The organism is Anabaena cylindrica UHCC 0172, from assembly GCF_034931625.1.
GTDB lineage: Bacteria > Cyanobacteriota > Cyanobacteriia > Cyanobacteriales > Nostocaceae > Anabaena > Anabaena cylindrica_A.
Genome location: NZ_JAYGGY010000086.1, coordinates 53,560 through 76,172 on the forward strand (window position 1 = coordinate 53,560; position 22,613 = coordinate 76,172).

Here is a 22,613-nt window from a genome sequence, read left to right on the forward strand (position 1 = left end):
TGTTTTTAACAACAATTTATAACGGTGGGAACCCTGTTCACAAGTGATATGAATCAAGTTCTGCAATTTAGCGATGCCTCCGGTGAGGATAGCCAACGCATACTGACAGCCCCAGAAGTTCTACAATTACTGGCTAAATACCAATTAATTCCTCCATTACTTAAAGAAGTGATCATTGATCAAGCGATCGCCCAAATTGAGTGTACGCCCCAAGAAGAACAACTTGCTTGTGAACAGTTAGCTCAACAATATCAAGGGCGACAAGAAATAAATGCAGAGCAATTGAACAGCACGGCCATTCGTCAATTAAAACTAGAAAAATTCAAAGAAGCTTCATGGGGAAAAGATTTAGAATCTTACTTCTTCCAGCGTAAACCTCAATTGGATAAAGTCATCTATTCCCTAATTACTACTGCTGATATCGGTATCTCTCAAGAAATCTATTTCCGTATCCAAGAAGGAGAACAGTCCTTTGCTGAATTAGCACGGGAATATGCCCAAGGGCCTGAAGCTCAAACAGATGGTTTAATTGGTCCAGTGGAATTACAATCTCTTCATCAATCACTAGTGAAAATTTTATCTACTAGCCAACCACGACAAATTTCACCGCCCACTCAAATAGGAGAATGGATAGTGATTGTGCGATTGGAAAAATTACTGCCGGCGCAGATGGATCGCCCACTGCGTCAGCGATTGTTAAATGAACGTTTCCAGGGTTGGTTGCAAGCACAAACATCTGCACAAAATTGGCAAATTAAAGAATTAGAAGGATAAATTGATAGCAATATGAATAAATACCTCTAGTCAATAACTCACTCCATAACCAACAGTAAATTAATTAATTTTCATAAACATGACTTATATTAAGAGTGCATTTGAAGAATTCATTGCCACCATTGATGGATTTGAACAACTATCGACAGCGGAAAGAAATCGCTTTGTTTCACAACAACAAGCCTTACGCTACCGGATAGGTCAAAAAATAATTAGTAAAGAAAAACTACCTGACCGCATAGCAATTCTTTATGAAGGGCGAGTCCGGCTGTTAGCGTATGACCCCCAAACCCAATTACCAATTACCTTAAAAATACTGGAACCGGGAGCGATAATTGGTGAAATTAGTTTATTGAGGCAGATTGCTTGTGAAACTGCGATCGCATCCACCGAAGTCATCTGCTTAACTTTAAGTACAGTAGATTATTTAAGTCTTCTTTCCCAAAATCCAGCCTTTGCCCATGCACGTCAAAATTCTAGTCACATCATAGAAATATTCGACGTTCTCAGCCCCCAGTTAGCCCAGCAAGCCAACGCAGGTTTAAATCTTAAAGACATTAGCCAACAAGCTTTATCAGGGGCAAAAATCCATTATTTAGAACCAGGAAGAACCTCCTCCAGTCAACTAGATGATAGTCGCGTCTGGTTTTTTAGTGGTGGTGGTACAGTAACCAATCTTTCACCAGGTTCTCAATTAGCATCTAGCAATGACAAAAATGTTCTCGAAGTAACAGGGAACGTTCCCGCACGGTTACTAGGGATAAATCCCACAGATTTATTATTCCTGAATGATGATCAAGTAGAACAGGAACTTTCAGCTAGTCAATTACAAATCAGCGATGAGTTAGACATTCCTTACGCATCAACAGAGGAAGTTTTTCCATCACCATCTGATACACCACAAGTTAAACAAAAACATCAAAACTATCCATTTTTTCGCGCCCAAGGTGAATTAAATTCAACCCTTGCTTGCTTCCAAATGCTCGCCAAGCACCTAGAAATTCCCTTCCGGAAGGAGGTAGTGCGGCGGATTTTAAATGAGCAAATGAAACGCCAAGGGAGTATATCCTTTCAACTTTGCGCTTATTTAGCAGAATTAATTGGACTTAGATCCCAATTAGTAGATGTTCCCGCTGCCGCAATTGCACGTATTCCCGCACCAGCATTAATTCAATATAGTGATAGTTTTGCTGTTATCTATGCAGTAGATGCAAATACAGTAGTTTTAGGTGTACCTTCCAAAGGCATTATCCGCCTTAAACCGGGCAAACTACTAGAAGAATTAGAGACTGATGACAGCAATTTACAGCCACAACTTAGAGTATTATTACTCAGTGCCACCCAGGAAACACCCCAAGAACGCTTTGGTTTGCGCTGGTTTTTACCCTATTTATCAAAATATCGTCGCGTCCTCATAGAAGTATTCATCGCGTCCTTTTTTGTACAATTGGCGGCTTTAGCTAATCCCCTAGTTATTCAGTTAATTATTGATAAAGTCATCGTTCAAAATAGTATTAGCACTCTGAATATTTTAGGGGTTTTACTATTAGCAGTTGGTGTATTTGAAGCCATACTTACGACACTGCGAACATACTTATTTGTGGATACGACCAATCGCATAGATATGAGTTTGGGGTCACAAATTATTGACCACTTACTGCGATTGCCACTCCGTTATTTTGAACGCCGACCGGTGGGTGAATTATCTACTCGTGTCAATGAGTTAGAAAATATTCGTCAGTTTCTCACAGGTACTGCTCTAACCGTGGGGTTAGATGCATTATTCTCTGTGGTTTATATCGTCGTCATGCTGTTTTACAGTTGGAAACTGACGGTAGTGGGGTTAGGGACAATCCCCTTATTTGTGGTAATTACGTTAATTGCTGCCCCTACAGTCAGCCGACAATTACGTGTAAAAGCTGAACGCAACGCCGCAACTCAATCTTACTTAGTTGAGGTGATGTCAGGTATTCAGACAGTGAAAGCGCAAAATATTGAATTGCGATCGCGCTTTTCCTGGCAAGAACGTTACGCTAAGTTTGTAGCCGCAGGGTTTAAAACTGTCATCACTTCCACCTTGGCTAATTCCACCAGTCAGTTTCTCAACAAACTCAGCGGCTTACTAGTGTTGTGGGTGGGAGCTTATTTAGTATTGCAAGGAGAGCTAACTTTAGGAGAATTAATCGCCTTTAGAATTATCTCCAGCTACGTAACTAGCCCCATATTGCGTTTAGCGCAAATCTGGCAGAACTTCCAAGAAACTGGGTTATCTTTAGAACGTCTCAGCGATATTGTTGATACCCCACAAGAAGCAGAAGCAGACAAGGGTAACATTCCCTTACCTGCAATCTCTGGTGCAGTCAAATATGAAAATGTTTCCTTCCGATTTGCCCCTAGTGGACCACTCCAACTCAATAATGTCAGCCTCGATTTTGAGGCTGGTAAATTTGTCGGTATTGTTGGACAAAGCGGATCAGGTAAAAGCACAATGATGAAATTACTGCTCAGACTTTACAACGTCGAGTCAGGCAGAATTTTGATTGATGGCTACGACATAGGCAAAGTCGAACTTTATTCACTGCGTCGGCAAATGGGAGTCGTTCCGCAAGATCCACTGTTATTTGACGGCACAGTCCAAGAAAACATTGCCCTGACAAATCCTGAAGCTACAACCGACGAAATTATCGAAGCGGCAAGAATTGCTGTAGCTCATGAATTTATCATGAACCTACCTAATGGTTACAACACTAGAGTAGGAGAAAGAGGATCAGCCCTTTCCGGTGGACAAAGACAGAGAATTGCGATCGCACGTTCGATTCTACAAAAGCCTAAATTATTAGTTTTAGACGAAGCCACTAGCGCTTTAGATTATCCCACAGAGAGACAAATAGGTCTCAACTTAGCTAGAGCATTTCAAGGAACTACCGTCTTCTTTATTACTCACCGTCTGAATACCGTCAGTAATGCAGATACGATTATCGTTATGGATGGTGGTAGGGTAATAGAGCAAGGTAGTCATCACGAATTAATGGCTACCAAAGGTCATTATTTCTATCTTTATCAACAACAAGAAGTTAATTTGTAATTTGTATGGACGGCTAAAACCCGTCCTGCAAATCTGTTATTTAACCTATTGACTAAATTTTCAATTCAAAATCACCAATCTAAAATCTAAAATTATTATGACTCTACTTAATGGGCATCATGTAAATGGTAATGGCAACGGCAACGGTAACGGTAACGGTAACGGTAACGGTAACGGTAAAAAGCAAGATTCCCAAGTACTGACACTGCCAAAAAAAGCAGCAAAAAACTCTTCAATTGCCCCTTATCAGGATAGTTTCGAGCAATCTGTAGTTTTACGTCAATCTCCTGTTTGGTCACGCACCATCATGATCACCCTGATGGGGTTAGCCTGTTTTGGGATTGCTTGGGCTAATTTCGCTAAAATCGAGCAAGTAGTTCCCGCAACAGGTCAATTAAAGCCAGAAGGAACAGTTAAAGAAGTACAAGCTCCCATTAGTGGTGTAGTGAAATCTGTTTATGTCAAAGACGGGCAAGAAGTAAAATCTGGAGACTTACTCTTAACTTTTGATTCTATTGCCACTTTAGCTGAATTAAGTTCCTTAAATAAAATTCGAGTGGCTTTAACCAAAGAAAACGATATTTATCGACGCTTGATGGGAGCAAGTATAGGTACAGCATCGGAATTAGACTTTTTACGGAGTAGATTACCAGCAGAATCTGCCTTTCTCCTCAAAAATCGAGCATCCTTAGTAGCAGAAAATGAACTACTGCGTTCTCAATTGAGAAATGCAGGAACAGAATCAGGGAATGGCATTGACGAACAACAACGTCTCATAGCTGCTAAAACAGAATTAGATTCCCGATCTGCCGCAGCAAATTTAGAAGTAGAAAAAACGAGAAAACAATTATCTCAAACAATATTAAAACGACAAGACACTCAAAGTAGTTTAGCTATTCAGGAAGGTATTTTAAGTAAACTCAAAATCTTAGCAGAAGAAGGTGGTATCTCTCAACTTCAATATCTTAACCAGCAACAGCAAGTACAAACTCTCAAGGCTGAAGTAGCACAATTATTGGAAGAAGAAAAACGCCTTCAGTTTGATATTCAAAAAAGGCAACAAGAAGTAACTAATACAGTGGCATTTTCTGATAAATCTGTTTTGGATAAGATAGCTGATAACAAAAAGCGGATTGCAGAAGTCGATAGCCAATTCATGAGAATTATCCTGGATAACGAGCAGCGATTAGCAGATATTACCAGTAAAATTTCGCAGACACAATTGAATATTAGATATCAAGAACTCCGCGCCCCTGTAGCGGGTATAGTGTTTGATATGCAAGCTAAAAATCCTGGTTTTGTAGCCAACCCCACCCAAAAATTATTACAAATTGTTCCCAATGATAAATATATTGCTGATGTATTTATCACCAACAAAGATATTGGGTTTGTCCGCAAAGGTATGAAGGTAGATGTCAGAATTGACTCCTTCCCTTTCAGCCAGTTTGGCGATATTAAAGGTGAGGTAATTGATATTGGTTCAGATGCTTTACCTCCAGATCAGACTCATCAATTTTATAGATTTCCAGCTACTATCAGCTTAGATAAACAATACCTGGAAATGACAGATAAAAACATCCCTTTACAGTCTGGTATGTCAATTACTGCCAACATTAAAGTGCGTGAAGAACGAACAGTCATGAGTTTGTTCACAGAAATGTTTACCAAGCAAGTTGAGAGTCTCAAAGAAGTGCGTTAAGCTTTTCCGTATTTAAACTATATAAGCTAAACAAGTCTAATTTTTGTGGGGTGGGCATCCCTCTTGCCTCCCCAATCAAATTAGGCACGTTCTAGCTTAATCTTAAATTTATTAGCAACTACTTCAAGCTAAATTTGACTCTATCACTAACAAATTTAACGATAAAAACTTAAAAAACAAGCACCATTTAACAAAGCAGTAATCACCGCACCAATAATTACTCCTTTCATTCTGGCAATTTTACCTTTTCTTTTAAATTGCAATACTAAGGGAATAACATATAAAAGCTGGATTAAAAAAAAGCCTAAGCTACCTCCAATCCAAACATAAAGTACCGAATAACCTCCAATTATAGAACCAAGAGTAAAACCAATAATAAATATTACTATTCCACTGATAAAATGCATTCCCAGTAATATAATTAATCCTCTAAATATTTCTAAACGCTCATCTTGCTGTGACATTTTTTTAATTTATGTAAGTTAATAGAATAATCATAAATATATTCTCAAAAATGAACTAAGGTTAATTTTTTTTTCCGTGCTGTACTAAATGATTGCCTGTACTACCTTCACGATAAAACATATTAAAAGTATCAAAAGGAATAATTCTACCATCAGGATGTACGATATGGATACAGGAACGTTTTACTGAACGCACATCAAAGTTAAAAGGATCAAGAAACTGCACAATCATGACTCGAAAAATATTCGAGTAGGTGATCCCTTCAGGAACAGGAAGCATTGGCAAACAGCACAAAAGCTGCTTTAAAGAACTTGCGGCAGAAACTGGTGAATGACTTGTGGAAAATAATTCAAAAATTTGACGTTTTAGTTCTTCATTCTGCTCATAAAGTACACTATTTGGCATAATTTTTACAAACATTTCTGGATTTATTAACCCAGTTAGGGGAATCACTTTACCATCAACTTTCAGTGCATATCCCATTGCTAAACAATCAGGATGACAAGGTACAGGAAGAATATCTTGAGGTTGAAAGTAAGGACTTTGTTCTAAAATTGCTCTACGAACTTCAGTGAGAGTATATCTATCCTTTTTAGGATTAAATCCCTCTAGTCTTCCTGCTGCTTGAATTGGCTGGAATGTGACACCACGGACTGATTTTTGCTGTAAAGCATATTCAATAATTTTTCCAATTTCGTGGTCATTCAAACCCTTTTTCACAGTCACAACTAAAGTTGTAGAAATATTGTATTCATTTAAATTATCTATAGCTTGTTCACGAACACTTCTTAAATCAGCACCACGTAATTCTCTTAAAGCTTCAGCTTCAAAACTATCAAATTGTAGATAGATTTCGATTCCTGGCATATATTCACTCAGACGCTGACAGAATTCTTTGTCTTTGGCAATTCGCACCCCATTAGTATTAATCATCAGGTGCTTAATGGGCTTACGTTTGGTAATATCAATTATCTCGAAAAAATCTGGATGAATTGTTGGTTCTCCGCCACTAATCTGGACTATTTGCGGTTCTCCTTCATTGGCAACAACCGCATCAATCATGAATTCTATTTCTGCTAAAGTACGATGACGACGTAATTGCTGTGAATTTTGAGAAATTTCCTCAGCACCAGAATCAGCGTAACAAATTGGACAGGAAAGATTACACCTGTCGGTAACTTCAATTAGAGTTAAACAGCTATGTTGTTCATGATCTGGACATAATCCACAATCATAGGGACAACTTCGATCAATTGGCGTATTAAACTTTAATGGCATATCCCCAGGTTTAATAAATTCTAGGGATTGTTTATAATATTCAATATCATCAGCAATTAAAACTTCTTCACGTCCGTGAGTGGGACAATGTTTAACTAAATAAACTTTGTCATCTTGGAAAATAATTTTTGCTTCAACTTTAACAAGACATTTGGAACAAACACTATTAGTTAAAGCGTAGAAAAGGTAGTTGCGAGTTGGCATGATTTTTTATTCTAGTGTTCAGCTATAGCTAAAATTAGGAAAAATATTTGATCGTGCGAGTAAATTTAAACAGGTGTAGGATACTTCGATAGTAGTAAATAACCGCAATTATGCAAGCAATTTGAATAGCACTTAAACCTATAATTGGGCGAAAATCAGGTTTTATAAAATCTACTAAAAAACGGAAGCCTAAATATGTGACTAAATAAAACTTAAATATGTCACCCTCTTGATATTGATATTTTTGGCGAAAGTTTAATAATAAAATCAAACTCATTAAAAATATAATTTCGTACAGTTGTGTAGGATGACGAGAAATACCATCACCAAAATCGATTCCCCAAGGTAATGTAGTGGCAACACCATAGGTTTTATCGCTTAATCCGGCAAGAAAACAACCAATTCTCCCAATAGCAGTTCCAACTATTAAGGGATAAACAAAGACATCACCTGTCGATTTAGTAACACCAATCATTTTTTTAGTGATTTCAACACCGATTAATCCCCCTAATAATGCACCGACGACTGTTTTTCCTTGGAGTAAGAGTAATAAGAATTGTTTAGGATATTCCCAAAGTAAATCTATATGCTGTATGCCAACTAATAACTTTGCCCCCAATAGCGCCCCAACCATTCCCCCAACGATTACCGAAGTTCTTTGACTAGATTGAATTGAGTCTTTATGGATATTACGCAATACTAGCCGGAATGCGATCGCATAAGCAATGGATTCAAATAAGATATGGGGATGAATTGGGAACGAACCCAGATATAAGTAGAAAGGGAATTTCATCTCAGTTGTGAGGATCTTGGAGATAGGAGCTAGTATTCATCCGTTTTTAGTATAGTTCAGTAAATTCACTTTATTTTAGGACGTTCCTTCCATAATTGTAAAGTTTTGTAAACAGATAGATAACATTACTCTGCGTTGACAGAAGAACTCATAGAAACAAGATTAATTCCCAAAATCTATGAATCCTCAACAAGCAGAATTGTATCAACGCCTTCAGGAATTTTCTTTAGATGAACAAAACGTTTCTTTCTCTTTTAGTCAGAGATTAGCAAGAGAGAATAACTGGACAATTGAATATACTCAGCGTGTAATTGATGAATATAAAAAATTTGCAGTTATTGCTGTTTTCTCCGGACATCCAGTTACACCATCTGATCAAGTAGATCAAGTTTGGCATTTACATTTAACATATACCCAATCTTATTGGGATGATTTTTGTCGAATATTAGGAATAAAACTAGATCATGGTCCGACTCGTGGTGGTAACAAAGAATATAATAAATTTAATAATTGGTATCTGAATACTGTAGCCAGTTACGAACAGTTTTTTGGAGAAACTCCACCCATAGATATTTGGCCAGCTTCTCATATTCGTTTTGATAAAGATGCTAATTTTCAGCGTGTAGATACTCACAAAAATTGGGTTTTACCTAAACCTGTTTTTCAGTTACCCAACATCAATATTTCTCGTTTTATTCCCGATCATTTTTATTTAGCATTTTTGTTTACCTTGACATTAATCATCACCAATTCTCAGATTTTATTAGCATCAAATAATAGCAACTCCCAAAGTTCCCAAAGTTACGAAAATTCTATAGGATTCTGGTTTTTCTTGATAGTAGTTGGTTTTGTAATCTTTGTGATATTTACATCTGCTAAAAGTGGTGGTGGTGGTAGCAGTGGTGGTGGTAGTAGTGGTTGCGGTAGTAGCGGTTGCGGTAGTAGTGGTTGCGGTAGTAGTGGCTGCGGTGGTGGTGGCTGCGGTGGTGGTGGTTAATCGTTTTCTAGGCTATTAATTTTTGTCTCACGCAGAGGAGCCAGTGCGTTGGGCGGCTCTGCCGACTTATAGCAACTGGCGTAGCGCAAAGGACGCAGAGAAAAGGAAAATATGAATAAATTTTTGATGAGAAGAATTGGGTTTTCTTTAATAGCTGTATTAGTAACAATTCTGATTACATTTACCCATGCTGTTGCCCAAGAATTACCGTTTTATTGGGACTATATCAACGTTAACATCGACGTGCAAACAAACGGAGATATGTTAATTACAGAAACGCAAAAGTATGTATTTAAATCTGATCACTCCAACCAAAGATATCGCTATATTCGCTTAGATAAAGTTGATGAAATTAAGGATGTAACAGTTGCAGAAAATAATCAAATCATTCCTAGTGAAACCGGAATTGAAAATAATCAATTTTGGATTCGTTGGCAACATCAATTAAAACCACCAAAAGTCCACACATTTGTTTTAAAATATCGTGTAATTGGTGCATTACATATCAATAACAAAAATACTCAGATTGACTGGAAAGCAATTTTTGCAAATCGCCAAGCCCCAGTTCAAGCGGCAAAGGTTCAAGTACAATTACCGGAAGCTTTATCGGGTAAAGTCTTGAAATTTAAAAATTTTGGTACTGCGGCTACAGCCAGCCAAGTAAATCCTAGAAAATTTGAATTTATTGCTACTCAGCCTATTCAACCACAGGAAAACTTAGAAATTCAGATTACATTTCCTAACAACATTCTCAATATCACTAAACCTAATTGGCAACAAGGTAACTTCTGGGACAATTGGCAAATTATTATACTGGCTGGGTTATTTGTACTAGTTTTTTTCAAAAATAATTTTAGCAATCAATAATCGCCAATGTCCTCAATGCAAAAAATTTACCCTCAACTGGACTTATCAAGAATTTATTGTTACCACCATTAGAGGAAAACAAAGATAAATATTGAGGCGAGATAATAACAAAATAAAAACAATGGTATTATATATCACGATTCAATTAACCTAAGCAAATGGATGAATTAGAAGCAAAAATCCTCCAACTTGTTCAAGAAACCTGTCAACACTCTAGAGGTAGTATTGCCCGTCAAAAAGGACTTAATCAGATTATTTTACTGATTCAAAAAACAGGTAAATTATTGCGCGGAGTTGGTATACCTGATGCCGAAGAAGCTTTGCAGGAAACTTGGTGGTTTTTTTGTCGCAATCTCTGTGAAGCAACTACTGCAAAAGAACCATATAATCCTGAGAAAAGTAGCGTGATCACTTGGATTAATAATTACTTAGGTTATCGTTTGCAAGATAAACGAATTAATTATTATGAACAAAAAAATAAATTTAATTTACTCCTAGAAGACAATGAACAACAAATAGATCCTGCAAATTTAATTCCTGCACCACCAGAACCCAGACCAATATTAAATGAAATTCAAGAATGGTTAAAAACAAATTCTCTAGAACTACAACGTATTCATATCAGAGATCGTCCAGATGTTAATTGTTACGTTTTAATTTCCCGTCGTTTACCACCGGAAACATCTTGGATAGATTTATCTGTGGAGTTTGGTATACCCATAGCAACTCTTAGCAATTTCTATCAACGTCAGTGCTTTCCTCGTCTCCTCAATTTTGGTAAATCCCAAGCTTATTTTGATAACGAAGGTTACTTTGATATATAGCAAGTCATGAATTATCCTACTGAACAAGAAAGCGTTTCTATTCCTATTTCTGCAAAGTTCCGAGATATAGCTTTACAATTTGCCCAAGAACAACCAAATCAACAAAAAGCTAAACTCGTATATTTGAACACTTTAGCTGTGCAAGTTGTGAATAATTATTTGCAAATGTTAGATATTTCTACCGCATTAGAAGCCAGTTATAGTTGGGATTCTTGGGGAAGAATGGGTGGAGATGTTGCAGATTTAGTATTAACTGGAATCGGACATTTAGAATGTAGATATATCAGAACAGGAGAAGAATTTTGTCATATTCCTCCTGAAGTTTGGCATCATCGTTTTGGTTATTTGGTAGTAGAAATTAATCAAACCTGTCAAGAAGCAGAAATTAAAGGATTTTTACCTGAAGTTAATACAACAAAAATCAATTTAGAACAGTTACAACCATTAGAAATTTTCATAGAACATTATCATCAATTTTCAGGTGTACAATTAAGACAATGGTTAGAAGGAATATATACATCCCAATGGCAAAGTATTGAGGAATTAGCTTTACAAAAAAGTCCGCAATTAGCCTTTCGTTCTCCGAAAGTGCGGGGATTTGAAATAGACACACCCAAAAAAGTTTGGCAAGTTATTGAACAATTATATCCCCAGCACAGTTGGCAAAAAATATTGCCATCAACATTGTTAGTTGATTCGGATGTAGAAGTAACAGATATTCTTATTCATCTTTTACAAACTACTGATGATGAAGAAATCCGTTGGACTCTAGCAGAAGTTCTATGGACAATAGCACCAAATCATCCTGTAATTACTGCTAGACGAATTATGGATTTAGGAATGCAGTTAGCAGGAAATTCTGTAGCTTTAATGGTGGCGATTTTACCCAAGCTAGATAAAAGTTTTGCTGTGCTTTTACGGGTATATCCAATAGGGAATCAACCTTATTTACCAACAGATTTATTATTAGCAGGACTATATGAAAATGGACAGCCATTTTTAGAAGTTCAAGCTAGAGAACAAAGAGATAATTACATCCAATTAAAATTTTGTGCTGAACTAGGTGAAAAATTCCAGATTCGGGTTACTCTAAATAATGCAACCATTACAGAAAAGTTTGTCATTTAAACAATACCTTGTCCATTTTTTGTAGGTTGGGTTAAGCGACAGCGCAACCCAACGCATTTGTTGGGTTATGCCTCCGGCACACTATGTGAACGTACCTCAACCCAACCTACATAGACTAGCACAGAAAAATTTGTCATTTAAGTAGACAAATCAATTAAGGTAAAACAGTGGGTAAGCTAGTAATATTTGAAATTGGGGAAGGTAGTTTTGAAAAAGGATTTCCAGTCAAAATCAGAATTGGGGAAGACGGTAAACCTCATTTCGCAGAGATTTCTGGCAGGTTTCCAGCAGATTTAGAAATTCCTCAAAATTATTATGAATGGCAATCAGCTTATTATAAATTGCCTGGAAATTGGTTAATTACTGTTCCTGAAACGCAAATAACTAATGTATCTACTACTGAAGTTTGTAATACTGCTGCTCAAAAATTCCAATCTAGTTTTCATGATTGGTTAAATCAGCCGTCTGTAAGAAAATTAGAACGGCAATTTTTACAAAAAATCGGTGAATGGGATAATGTCCGCTTTATTTTAGAAACACAAGATTCACTGTTAAGAAGACTTCCTTGGCATTTATGGGAGATATTTCATACTAGTCATATTCAACCAGAGGTTGTGATTAGTTCAGAGTATAAACCATCAAAAATTCAATTAAAAAGTCCGGTGAAAATTCTGGCGATTTTAGGAAACAGTGAAGGAATTGATATTCAACCAGATTTACAAGCATTGACAGCAAAATTACCAGGTGCAATTATTGAACCTTTGTTGCAACCTTCACGACAAGATTTAGTAGATAAATTATGGAATCAATCTTGGGATATTTTATTTTTTGCTGGACATAGTTGCAGTCAAGAAGGTGATAGTTGGGGAGAAATTCAAATTAATGATCATGAAAGTTTATCAATTTTACAGTTACGTCATTCATTGGGATATGCTGTAAAAAAAGGATTGAAATTAGCAATTTTTAATTCTTGTGATGGATTAGGATTAGCACGCAATTTAGCTAATTTGAGGATTCCTTATACTATTGTGATGCGAGAACCTGTTCCTGATATTGTTGCTCAACATTTTCTAGAATATTTTCTCACAGTTTTTGCATCTGGGGAATCTTTATATACTTCTGTTCAACAAGCGCGTGTGCGTTTACAGGAAGAATTAGAAAATCAATATCCTTGTGCTTCTTGGATACCTGTAATCTTTCAAAATCCAGCCGCAGCATTACTTAAATATCCCCAACCTCGCAATTTACAAAAGATCGCTTTACGATCAGTTATAGCTACGATGTTATTAGTAATAATGGGTGCTGTTTTATGGCTGATTTTAAAGGAATTTAAATTGCAAAATCGGTTTAGTTATGGAGAGAAAATATTATTTAGTTCGGTGATTAATTTAGATAAAGAAAAAGCTATAAAAGCATTTCGATGGAAAAATTACAATCAAGCCATTAAAAAATTTACTACTTATTTACAAGAGTATCCTAATGATCCAGAAGCTAGAATATATTTAGAAAATGCGAAGATTGATAACAAAGAAGTAATTAAAATCGGTGTAGCTGTACCTATAGGTAGTAATCCTCCAGTAGCGCAAGAAATTCTCCGAGGAGTCGCACAGGCGCAACAAGAGATAAATAATGATGGTGGGGTGAATGGTAAGTTTTTACAAGTACAAATTGCCAATGATGATAATAACCCAGAAATTGCTCAACAAGTTGCTCAAAAATTTGTGAAAAATGCAGATATTTTAGCGGTTGTTGGTCATAATAGTAGTGATGCTAGTCTACCAGCTTCTAATATATATCAGGCTGGAAAATTGGTGATGATGTCGCCAACTAGTAGTTCTACAAAATTAACTGATCGTCAAGACAGAACTCATGGTAATTATATTTATAGAACTGTAATTAGTTTCACTGCAACTGCGGAAGCTTTGGCTGAATATGCTAAAAAAACTGGGAAAAATAAGATTTTGATTTGTAGTGATTCTAAAGCCGCAGATCAGTCTTTTGAACAGGTTTTTGTTAATGCCATGAATACTAGAAAATTGGAACTAATTAGTGATATTAAGTGCGATTTTGCTGCTGATAACTTTCAAAGTGAGAAGATTATTCAAAGTGCAATTGAGGAAAAGGTAAGTACTATTCTGCTTAATCCTCAAGTTGATAGAATTAATCCAGCTATTGAATTCGCTAAAAGTAATCAAGGCAAGTTTTTATTATTAGGAAATCCCAGTTTAGAAACTAAAAAAACCCTTGCTGAGGGGGATGCAGTTAATGGTATGATTATGGCAGTACCTTGGAAAATAGATGCTTTGTATAATCAGGAATTTGTAAAAAATACAAATAGGCTTTGGGGTGAACAAAACTTAATTACTTGGCGTACAGCTATGGCTTTTGATGCGACTAAAACATTGGCTGTTGCTATGCAAAAAAAATCTAGCACGAGAATAGGTATTCAAGAAGCTTTAAATAATAATTTCTCTTTTTCAGGTGTGACAGGAATAGTTAAGTTTTTATCATGGGGCGATCGCACTGGCGATAGAATCGGTAAAGCTGTAATTGTTCAGATACAAGCAGATCCTCAAGCGCCGACTGGTTACAACTTTGTACCCAAATAGGTAATTGCTGATCTATTAGAGACGTTACATACCTTAGATATCTGGTGGTAAATAATGTAGAGACGTTCCATGGAACGTCTCTACAAAGATTCTAGAAAATGCACATTTAACTCCTGGAGATGTTTAACATCGTCTAAAGAGGTTAAAGGTAGCTCAATTATCTCAAATGATTAGGCTGTCACCTTTTGGCTTTCAAGATGAGTCAAGCGTTCTGCCAGTAATTTTTCTAGAGAAATCAAAGCCTTGGTAAAGCCATCAATACCTTCAGCTAATTTATCAGATGCCATGCGGTCTGCGGCGTGCATCTTGTCAAAGGTGGCTTTATCAACGGAAATTTTTTCAATTGACAAACCTGTAACCTTGGCAGGGTCAAGTTTGCGGGGTAATTCGGCGACAGTGTTTTGTAATTCTGTCAACAACGCAGGTGAGATGGTCAACAAATCACAACCAGCAAGTTCGGTAATTTCGCCGATGTTACGGAAGCTTGCGCCCATAACTTCAGTTTTGTAACCGAATTTCTTGTAGTAGTTATAGATTGTGGTGACAGACAATACACCTGGATCTTCTGCTGCGGGGTAGCTATCCTTTCCGGTATCTTTCTTGTACCAGTCGAGAATACGTCCTACAAAAGGAGAAATGAGGGTGATACCAGCTTCCGCGCAAGCGATCGCTTGATGCACACCAAATAGTAAAGTCAGATTACAGTGAATGCCTTCTTTTTCCAAAATTTCCGCCGCCTTGATACCTTCCCAAGTAGCAGCAATTTTAATCAAAATCCGCTCTTTAGAGATACCAGCAGCTTTATATTGAGCAATTAAATCCCGTGCTTTAGCGATAGTCGCTTCAGTATCGTAGGATAAACGAGCATCTACCTCTGTAGACACACGACCGGGGATAATTTGCAAAATTTTCAATCCAAAGGATACCGCCAAGCGGTCAAAAGCTAGAGTAGCTACATCTAATGGGGTCGCACCTGCACCCGCATCTTTTTTGGCTTTAAGTAAAGTTTGATCAACAATTTCCTGATATTCTGGCATTTGTGCCGCAGCGGTAATCAGTGAGGGATTAGTGGTAGCATCTTGGGGCTTAAACTTGCCAATAGATTGAATATCACCTGTATCAGCTACGACAACGGTTACTGCCCGCAATTGTTCTAGTAAATTCTTAGGCATAACATACTCCGTGATTTTTTTGGTTTAGGATTTACCCAATCCCCAGTTATTTAAACTCTTTCATCTTCCACAAAATTCCGATTCTGGCAATTTTTCTTAACGATTGCCTAATGAAAGCTAATTAAGCACAGCTAAAACTGCTCACTTCCTCAGCCCCATTTTAGATGTCTCATGCCGTGATTGGCTGTCCAATAGAATGCACTTTAATTAAGCTAGTTGTTCCTGACATACCAATTGGGACACCAGAGGTAATGACTACTTTGTCATCTTTTTTAGCTAGACCCATATCGACGATTGTGTTGACCACATTGGTAAACATCTCCTCTGCATTATAAACCGGTGGAATCAGCAAAGGCTCTACCCCCCAAGATAGGGCTAATTGTCGGTAAGCAGTTGCCTCAGATGTAAGGGTAATAATCGGAGTCAGAGGACGGTATTTAGAAACTAGTCTGGCGGTACTGCCTGATGTAGTATTACAAAGAATGGCTTTAGCTCCAGTTTCGTAAGCAATTCGACAAACTGCTTGGGCTACTGATTCCGTTACACTCAGACCACCGGCTTCATGATTCCAGGAATGTCTACTACCTGGTTTGAGGGCTGTTTCTGTTTCCACAGCGATATTGTGCATCATCTGCACAGCAGCGATGGGATATTGTCCCACAGCGGTTTCTCCAGAAAGCATGACGGCATCCGTACCATCCAAAATCGAGTTAGCCACATCGGTAGCTTCAGCGCGGGTAGGATCTGGGGCGCTAATCATCGACTCCAGCATTTGGGTAGCGGTAATAACTGGCTTACCAGCTTGATTACAGCGACGGGTAATGTCTTTTTGAATCAGAGGGACTGTGTGGATGGGTACTTCTACGCCCAAATCACCACGAGCAATCATAATTGCATCAGCAACTTCGATGATTGCATCTAGTTGTTCTAAGGCTTCGGCGCGTTCAATTTTGGCAATGAGGCGAATTTTAGCACCAGCAGCTTCAATCATTCTTTTGGCTGGTTCCAGGTCTTGAGGCGATCGCACAAAAGAAACTGCCACCCAGTCTACACCCAACTGAATCCCAAACCGCAAATCCATTAAATCCTTTTCTGTAATCGAACTTACAGGTAAAGGTGTGGCGGGTAAATTGACACCTTTATGAGTGGAAACTAAACCCCCAATATCCACATGAGCGCGAATTTTATCAGCATCACGACTCGTTACAGTCAACTTTACCCGACCATCATTAATTAAAATTGGTTCACCAGGACGCACCATAGCGAACAAAGTGGGTAGCGGTAGGGGTAACTCATCAATAGTTTCACCCGTATCTTGCAATAAAAAGGTAACTTCGCTACCAGCTTCCAGCATTAAACCTTCTGGTGGTAACTTCCCCAAACGGATTTTCGGCCCACATAAATCTTGCATAATAGCGATCGGTCTTTGCAACTCGCTACTAATCCGGCGGAGATGATGAAAAGTTTGCGCGTGGACTTCATAAGCCCCATGAGAAAAATTCAACCGTGCCACATTCATTCCCGCTTCTACCAAAGCTTGCAGCCTTTCAGGTGCAGAAGTAGCAGGACCAACAGTACAGATAATTTTAGTTCGACGCATAACAAAAATAGGGAATAACGGTAAAGTAGCGCACCCCGTTAAGCCCAAGAAGAGGCAGGGGGAAGGGAGCAGGGTGCAGGGGGAATAATTTTTTCCCCATTACCAAATCACCAATCACCCATAACCTGTCACCTAAATCAATCCTTCTTTCTTTGCCATTGACAACATTAAATCAACGACACGGTTAGAATAACCCCACTCGTTGTCATACCAAGAAACAACCTTGAAGAAATTAGCATTCAGTTCAATTCCTGCACCTGCGTCGAAGATGCTAGAGTGGGCATCACCTTGAAAGTCAGTAGATACCACTTCTTCATCGGTATAGCCTAAAACACCTGCCAAAGCACCTTCAGCAGCTTTTTTCATCGCTGCACAGATTTCTTTGTAACTGGTAGCTTTAGTAGTTTTGAAAGTCAAGTCAACCACCGAGACATCGGGAGTAGGAACCCGGAAAGCCATACCAGTCAACTTACCCTTCAACTCTGGTAAAACCAAAGCCACCGCTTTAGCAGCCCCTGTCGAAGAGGGAATAATATTTTGGGCTGCACCCCTACCACCGCGCCAGTCTTTTTTGCTGGGGCCATCTACCGTGGGTTGGGTAGCTGTCGTCGCGTGGACTGTAGTCATTAATCCTTCAGCTAAACCAAAGTTATCATTAATAACTTTAGCAATGGGAGCCAAACAATTTGTAGTGCAACTTGCATTGGAAACAATTAAATCTTTAGCAGGGTCAAACAAATGATGATTTACACCCATCAATAATGTTTTCACCTTGTCTGGCTCTTTTGTAGGTGCAGAAATAATTACTCGCTTTGCACCTGCTTTCAGGTGGTTTTCAGCCCCTGCATAGTCAGTAAAAAGTCCTGTTGATTCCACAACATAATCAGCACCCAATTTACCCCAAGGTAATTCCGCTGGATTTCTCACCGACACACAAGGGACAAAATGGCCATCAATAACTATGCCATCTTCCTTCGCTTCTATCTTGTTCTTTAATTTACCGTGTGTAGAGTCATACTTTAAGAGATAAGCAAGATTATCAGGTGGAACTAAATCATTAATTCCTACAAATTCAATATTGGGGTTAGTAAGACCAGCACGAAGCACAAGTCGTCCAATCCGACCGAATCCATTAATACCAACTTTCAACTTCGTCAAAATTAAACCTCCTGTTTTTGAGGATTCAACTAAGGATGATTAACCGGGTTAATCTTAGTCTGACTTAGCTGATTCTTACAGTCACAAAAGGCATAAAGCTGATTTAGCTGGCATCTTTTAAGGTTTAGTTATTAGTCATTGATCATTAATGATTATTAGATACATCATTTCCATATCTATGTATCTGTGTTAAAAATGAATGTGTTTATAATCTTACCTTTTCCCTAACTTCCAGTCTTCACCACCGGGTAACTGAATTAACAGTTCAGCAATTGTTTTTGGTAATTCTTTCACAGAATATAAATAAGTCAATTCCAAAAATTTTCCAGCGATAGAAATTACCTCGGTTCTATTTACCATTTCTGCTAATTGAAATTCATTATAAATCCCATTTAACACTTCTAAACTCGCATCAGCTATTGCTAATTCAATTTCTTCTTCTAACCAAATATCCCATTCATCTTGGTTAATATAATAGGATTTTTTATTTTCTTTGAGATTTACTTTTTTAATTTCTATTAATGAATTACGAATAGAAGCAACCCAGGAATTAGTTAACCGTTGTTCTATTTGATTTTTAAGCAAATGAATTAACAGAATCCTTAAAAATGCTTGAATATTTCGTAATATGGCTTGTTTACTCATCCCCTCTAATTCATCAACAATAGCCAAAGCATCGCTGTAACGTTGTTCTATAATACTATTTCTGAGGTCTATTAATTCCTGTGTCATATTGATTACCTCAATTTAAAAATTTACTAACATCAACGAAGAAAAATTAATAGTTTTGCAACATTTTTAGAATATGTTTAGCTAAATTATCGTTAATTTCTCGATGTCTAGGAATTGGTTGTGAAACTTTGGTGAGAGGATTTTGATACCAATCATGATTACCACCATGTCTGATAAAAATACAACCAATTTCTTCTAACTCTTTAATTAAATCTCTTCTTTTCACAATAATTCTAACTCGGCAATTTTTCTAATAGCAGGAATATTATTATGGTCAAATTCGTGATATAAGTCCAATAAATTCTCTTGGAGTTCTTCTAAGGAATTTCCTTGAGTCCAATAATCAGGATATTCTTCTAAGTAACCGATAAACATATCCTCATCTTGCCAATAAATATATTTTTTTTTAGTGATTGTTTCCATGATTATCTCAACCTATAAGTAAAGGCTTGAACTAAATTATATCAGATTTTTTAAAAAATTAAATATCAACTAGCATTAAGTAATTTTTTGATAGACAACATTAATTTTTGGTTGAGATTTATATGGCTGTTGATTTGTTACCGTTATTTCTACATTTTGACCTAATTTAATTAAATAACTTAATAAATTTTCAATTGTAAATTCTTTGAGAATACCGTTAGTTAAATTATTTATTTGTTCAAGTTCTAAGCCTAAAATTTGTGCGGCTTGTTGAGGTGTGATTTGTTGCTGTTCTAAAATATCTGCAATAACCGAAGCTAATTTAACTTTGGCTAGTTTTTCTTCTGCATTAGCAAATCTTAAATCTTGAAATATGTTGCCAGAACTGATTGTATAATCTAACATAATCTTTATTTCATAATTGTCTAATTTGTGAAATTTGGATTGCTGTTTGTAATCGCTGATGAATTAAATCAATAGTTTGTTGAGGTGTTTTTATCCCTTTGGGTGATTTTTTCTTGAAAGCATGGAGAATATAAACAGCATTATCTATTTTTATAGCATAAATAGTAGACCTCTTGCACAATTGTTTCTGTGGTACAATTGAAGGTTTTAGGTTTTATGTGCGTTTGGGTGTTGTTATGATCGCAAATTTAAAGATAGGCGTTTAATTCTAACTTTTGGATAAAATTAAGGCAAACCCCCATTGTAACATAAAATGAATTCTGCAAGAGGTCTAGTGCGGTATGTATCGGTTTGATAATTGTTGCGAATTTCAAATACTCCACTAAATCCTTTTAATGGCTTGATTTTAGGATGAGTTTGATTAGTTTGCACGCGATAGAGAATATATCCAATTTCATCAATTACATCTTCAGTAAATTCTAGAAGTTCTTCTTTGGCAGAGTTTACCCAGATAACTGTTTTAATTTTATCATTAGTCATATTTAGTTAATAAACAATGTTTCCTGTTTTATCTATTAAGTAATCTTTGCCATTAATTGTTACTTTTCCTAGTTCTTCTTGAAAATTATCAGCATCATCAAAGTTACAAGGAATAATGATTTGTCCAGTGGTATTGACATATCCCCACTTTCCTCCTTTACTTACTGCTGCAAGTCCTTCAGAAAAATACTTAGCGTTATCAAAATGGTAGGGAATAACGATTTGAAAATTACTGCTGATATATCCCCATTTATCCTCTTTATTGATTGCTGCAAGTCCTTCATGAAATGAACCAGCAGAATCACATTCGCAAGAAATAAAAAATTTACCATTACTGTTGATATATCCCCATTTATCCCCTTTTCTGACTGATGCTATCCCTTTCTGGAACGACTTAGCAAAATCAAAATCGCAGTCAATAATTACTTCACCAGTGCTGTTGATATATCCAAATTTATTCTCTATTTTTACTACAGCAAGTCCTTCAGAAAATTGCCAGGCATAATCAAAATTACAGTCAATAAATACTTTACCAGTGGTATTGATATATCCCCTTTTTTTCTCTTTTGTTACCACTGCAAGTCCTCCAGAAAATGAGTTAGCAGTATCAAACTGAAAATCAACAACTACTTGACCACTGGTATTAATATAGCCCCATTTCTCTCCTTTTTTTACTACGGCAATTCCTTCAGAAAATCCCAATGAAAAATCAAACTGAAAATCAATAACTACTTGACCACTAGTATTAATATAGCCCCATTTTTCTCCTTTTCTTACTGATGCAAGTTCTTCAGTAAATGTCAAAGCATTATCAAAATAATACGGAATAACCACTTGACCACAAGTGTTTATATAGCCCCATTTTTCTCCCACTTTCACACTTGCAATTCCTTGCGAAAAACCCAAAGCTTCATCAAATTGACAGGAAATGGCTAATTGACCACCATTAACATATCCATATTTACCGTTAAGTTTAACCGGAATTAACTTAGATATTAGTGATAATATTTGATTATTGACGAAAACTTTATTTAATTCCTCCAAAGCATCCTTTGCATTTCTATGACGTTCTTTCCAATCATAACGTACCATCTTAGAGATAAACTGCTCTAACTTCTCACTTATTTCAACCTGGTCAATCCAAATAATTTCACCATCATCATCTTCTGCTAATAAGCGTGGTGATAGATCAACTAATGCCTGAATTGCAATCATTCCTAAAGCATAAATATCACTACTAAATTTAGGTTTACCTCTAGCCTGTTCTAAAGGCTTATATCCCCATGTACCAATATTAATAGTTCGGGTAGTAGAGCCTGATTTCATGGCAATAGTAGTATTAATTTGTTTGATTGCACCAAAATCAATCAATACTAATTTCCCATCTTTACGGCGCATAATATTGTCTGGTTTAATATCTCGATGAATAACTTTGTTATCATGGACATAAACTAATATTTCTAAAATATCTCTTAACAGTTGAATTACATCACTTTCACTCAACTTTTTGCCAGGGCTGATTTCATTAGTTAAATCTTTACCTTCAATAAATTCTTGAATTATATAAAAGTCTTCACCTTCCTGAAAATGGGCATACAATTTAGGAATTTGATTGTGATTTTGTCCTAATTCATATAAAATTCTTGCTTCTTGTTCAAATAAACGGATACTATCCCTGTCAATCTCTGTAGGTTTTAAACGTTTCACCACACAAACTGGTTTAGGACTCACGGGAATATCTAAATCTTCTGCAAGGTAAGTTTCCCCAAACCCACCTTTCTTGAGTTCTAGTTCTTTAATAATCTTGTAACGTTGACGGAGAATATTACCAATCATAGAAAGTTATTTTTATAACCCTGG

Annotated in this window: 21 protein-coding genes; 8 read left to right on the plus strand and 13 right to left on the minus strand. The window is 36.8% G+C overall.

Going from position 1 to position 22,613, the window contains the following annotated elements; genetic code table 11:
• The first annotated feature begins 48 nt into the window (after positions 1–48).
• The 3 genes from VB713_RS18265 (at position 49) to VB713_RS18275 (ending at position 5,558) form a co-directional block, all read left to right on the plus strand.
• A complete protein-coding gene (locus VB713_RS18265; protein WP_323312933.1) occupies positions 49–774 on the plus strand; it encodes a peptidylprolyl isomerase in 726 nt (241 codons plus the stop codon).
• 79 nt (positions 775–853) lie between these two features.
• On the plus strand, positions 854–3,859 hold the full coding sequence (locus VB713_RS18270) for a peptidase domain-containing ABC transporter (RefSeq protein WP_323312934.1): 3,006 nt from the start codon (positions 854–856) through the stop codon (positions 3,857–3,859).
• A 97-nt stretch (positions 3,860–3,956) separates the two neighbouring features.
• Entirely contained in the window at positions 3,957–5,558 is a 1,602-nt protein-coding gene (locus VB713_RS18275; RefSeq protein WP_323312935.1) for an HlyD family efflux transporter periplasmic adaptor subunit, read from the plus strand.
• A 155-nt stretch (positions 5,559–5,713) separates the two neighbouring features.
• On the opposite strand, the gene VB713_RS18280 is transcribed toward VB713_RS18275, so the two are convergent.
• From VB713_RS18280 to VB713_RS18290, 3 genes are all read right to left on the minus strand, one after another.
• Positions 5,714–6,022, minus strand: a complete 309-nt coding sequence (locus tag VB713_RS18280; RefSeq protein ID WP_323312936.1) for a hypothetical protein — start codon at positions 6,020–6,022, stop codon at positions 5,714–5,716.
• A 61-nt stretch (positions 6,023–6,083) separates the two neighbouring features.
• Positions 6,084–7,505, minus strand: a complete 1,422-nt coding sequence (locus tag VB713_RS18285) for a radical SAM protein (protein ID WP_323312937.1) — start codon at positions 7,503–7,505, stop codon at positions 6,084–6,086.
• A gap of 34 nt (positions 7,506–7,539) precedes the next feature.
• The gene (locus VB713_RS18290) at positions 7,540–8,298 is read right to left on the minus strand and encodes a prolipoprotein diacylglyceryl transferase (RefSeq protein ID WP_323312938.1); all 759 of its coding nucleotides are present in this window, start codon (positions 8,296–8,298) and stop codon (positions 7,540–7,542) included.
• A 178-nt stretch (positions 8,299–8,476) separates the two neighbouring features.
• Here VB713_RS18290 and VB713_RS18295 point away from each other — a divergent pair, with 178 nt between their 5' ends.
• The 5 genes from VB713_RS18295 to VB713_RS18315 all read left to right on the plus strand — a co-directional run bounded on the left by VB713_RS18295 (position 8,477) and on the right by VB713_RS18315 (position 14,723).
• Positions 8,477–9,295 carry a hypothetical protein gene (locus VB713_RS18295; protein ID WP_323312939.1) on the plus strand — a complete coding sequence of 273 codons (819 nt, stop codon included), beginning with the start codon at positions 8,477–8,479 and terminating at the stop codon, positions 9,293–9,295.
• A gap of 111 nt (positions 9,296–9,406) precedes the next feature.
• On the plus strand, positions 9,407–10,162 hold the full coding sequence (locus VB713_RS18300) for a DUF2207 domain-containing protein (RefSeq protein ID WP_323312940.1): 756 nt from the start codon (positions 9,407–9,409) through the stop codon (positions 10,160–10,162).
• Between the two features lie 158 nt (positions 10,163–10,320).
• Positions 10,321–10,986 (plus strand): sigma-70 family RNA polymerase sigma factor, encoded by a 666-nt coding sequence (locus VB713_RS18305; protein WP_323312941.1) that lies wholly within the window; start codon positions 10,321–10,323, stop codon positions 10,984–10,986.
• A gap of 6 nt (positions 10,987–10,992) precedes the next feature.
• Entirely contained in the window at positions 10,993–12,114 is a 1,122-nt protein-coding gene (locus tag VB713_RS18310) for a DUF1822 family protein (protein WP_323312942.1), read from the plus strand.
• A gap of 167 nt (positions 12,115–12,281) precedes the next feature.
• Positions 12,282–14,723 carry an ABC transporter substrate-binding protein gene (locus tag VB713_RS18315; RefSeq protein WP_323312943.1) on the plus strand — a complete coding sequence of 814 codons (2,442 nt, stop codon included), beginning with the start codon at positions 12,282–12,284 and terminating at the stop codon, positions 14,721–14,723.
• Positions 14,724–14,893: 170 nt separating this feature from the next.
• On the opposite strand, the gene VB713_RS18320 is transcribed toward VB713_RS18315, so the two are convergent.
• From VB713_RS18320 to VB713_RS18360, 10 genes are all read right to left on the minus strand, one after another.
• Positions 14,894–15,895, minus strand: a complete 1,002-nt coding sequence (locus VB713_RS18320) for a transaldolase (RefSeq protein WP_323312944.1) — start codon at positions 15,893–15,895, stop codon at positions 14,894–14,896.
• A 169-nt stretch (positions 15,896–16,064) separates the two neighbouring features.
• Positions 16,065–17,495, minus strand: coding sequence for a pyruvate kinase (pyk, locus tag VB713_RS18325; RefSeq protein WP_323312945.1), 1,431 nt, complete (start codon positions 17,493–17,495; stop codon positions 16,065–16,067).
• Between the two features lie 132 nt (positions 17,496–17,627).
• Entirely contained in the window at positions 17,628–18,653 is a 1,026-nt protein-coding gene (gap, locus tag VB713_RS18330; RefSeq protein WP_323312946.1) for a type I glyceraldehyde-3-phosphate dehydrogenase, read from the minus strand.
• Positions 18,654–18,866: 213 nt separating this feature from the next.
• Positions 18,867–19,385 carry a DUF29 family protein gene (locus tag VB713_RS18335; RefSeq protein ID WP_323312947.1) on the minus strand — a complete coding sequence of 173 codons (519 nt, stop codon included), beginning with the start codon at positions 19,383–19,385 and terminating at the stop codon, positions 18,867–18,869.
• Positions 19,386–19,431: 46 nt separating this feature from the next.
• On the minus strand, positions 19,432–19,611 hold the full coding sequence (locus tag VB713_RS18340) for a type II toxin-antitoxin system HicA family toxin (RefSeq protein WP_323312948.1): 180 nt from the start codon (positions 19,609–19,611) through the stop codon (positions 19,432–19,434).
• A complete protein-coding gene (locus VB713_RS18345) occupies positions 19,608–19,808 on the minus strand; it encodes a hypothetical protein (protein WP_323312949.1) in 201 nt (66 codons plus the stop codon). Before VB713_RS18345 ends, VB713_RS18340 begins: the two co-directional genes overlap by 4 nt.
• Before the next feature lie 75 nt (positions 19,809–19,883).
• Entirely contained in the window at positions 19,884–20,213 is a 330-nt protein-coding gene (locus VB713_RS18350; RefSeq protein WP_323312950.1) for a helix-turn-helix transcriptional regulator, read from the minus strand.
• A 10-nt stretch (positions 20,214–20,223) separates the two neighbouring features.
• Positions 20,224–20,394, minus strand: coding sequence for a type II toxin-antitoxin system RelE/ParE family toxin (locus VB713_RS28285; protein ID WP_416242454.1), 171 nt, complete (start codon positions 20,392–20,394; stop codon positions 20,224–20,226).
• Between the two features lie 104 nt (positions 20,395–20,498).
• A complete protein-coding gene (locus VB713_RS18355) occupies positions 20,499–20,753 on the minus strand; it encodes a hypothetical protein (RefSeq protein WP_323312951.1) in 255 nt (84 codons plus the stop codon).
• A 6-nt stretch (positions 20,754–20,759) separates the two neighbouring features.
• Entirely contained in the window at positions 20,760–22,589 is a 1,830-nt protein-coding gene (locus VB713_RS18360) for a WG repeat-containing protein (protein ID WP_323312952.1), read from the minus strand.
• Positions 22,590–22,613: the final 24 nt, after the last annotated feature.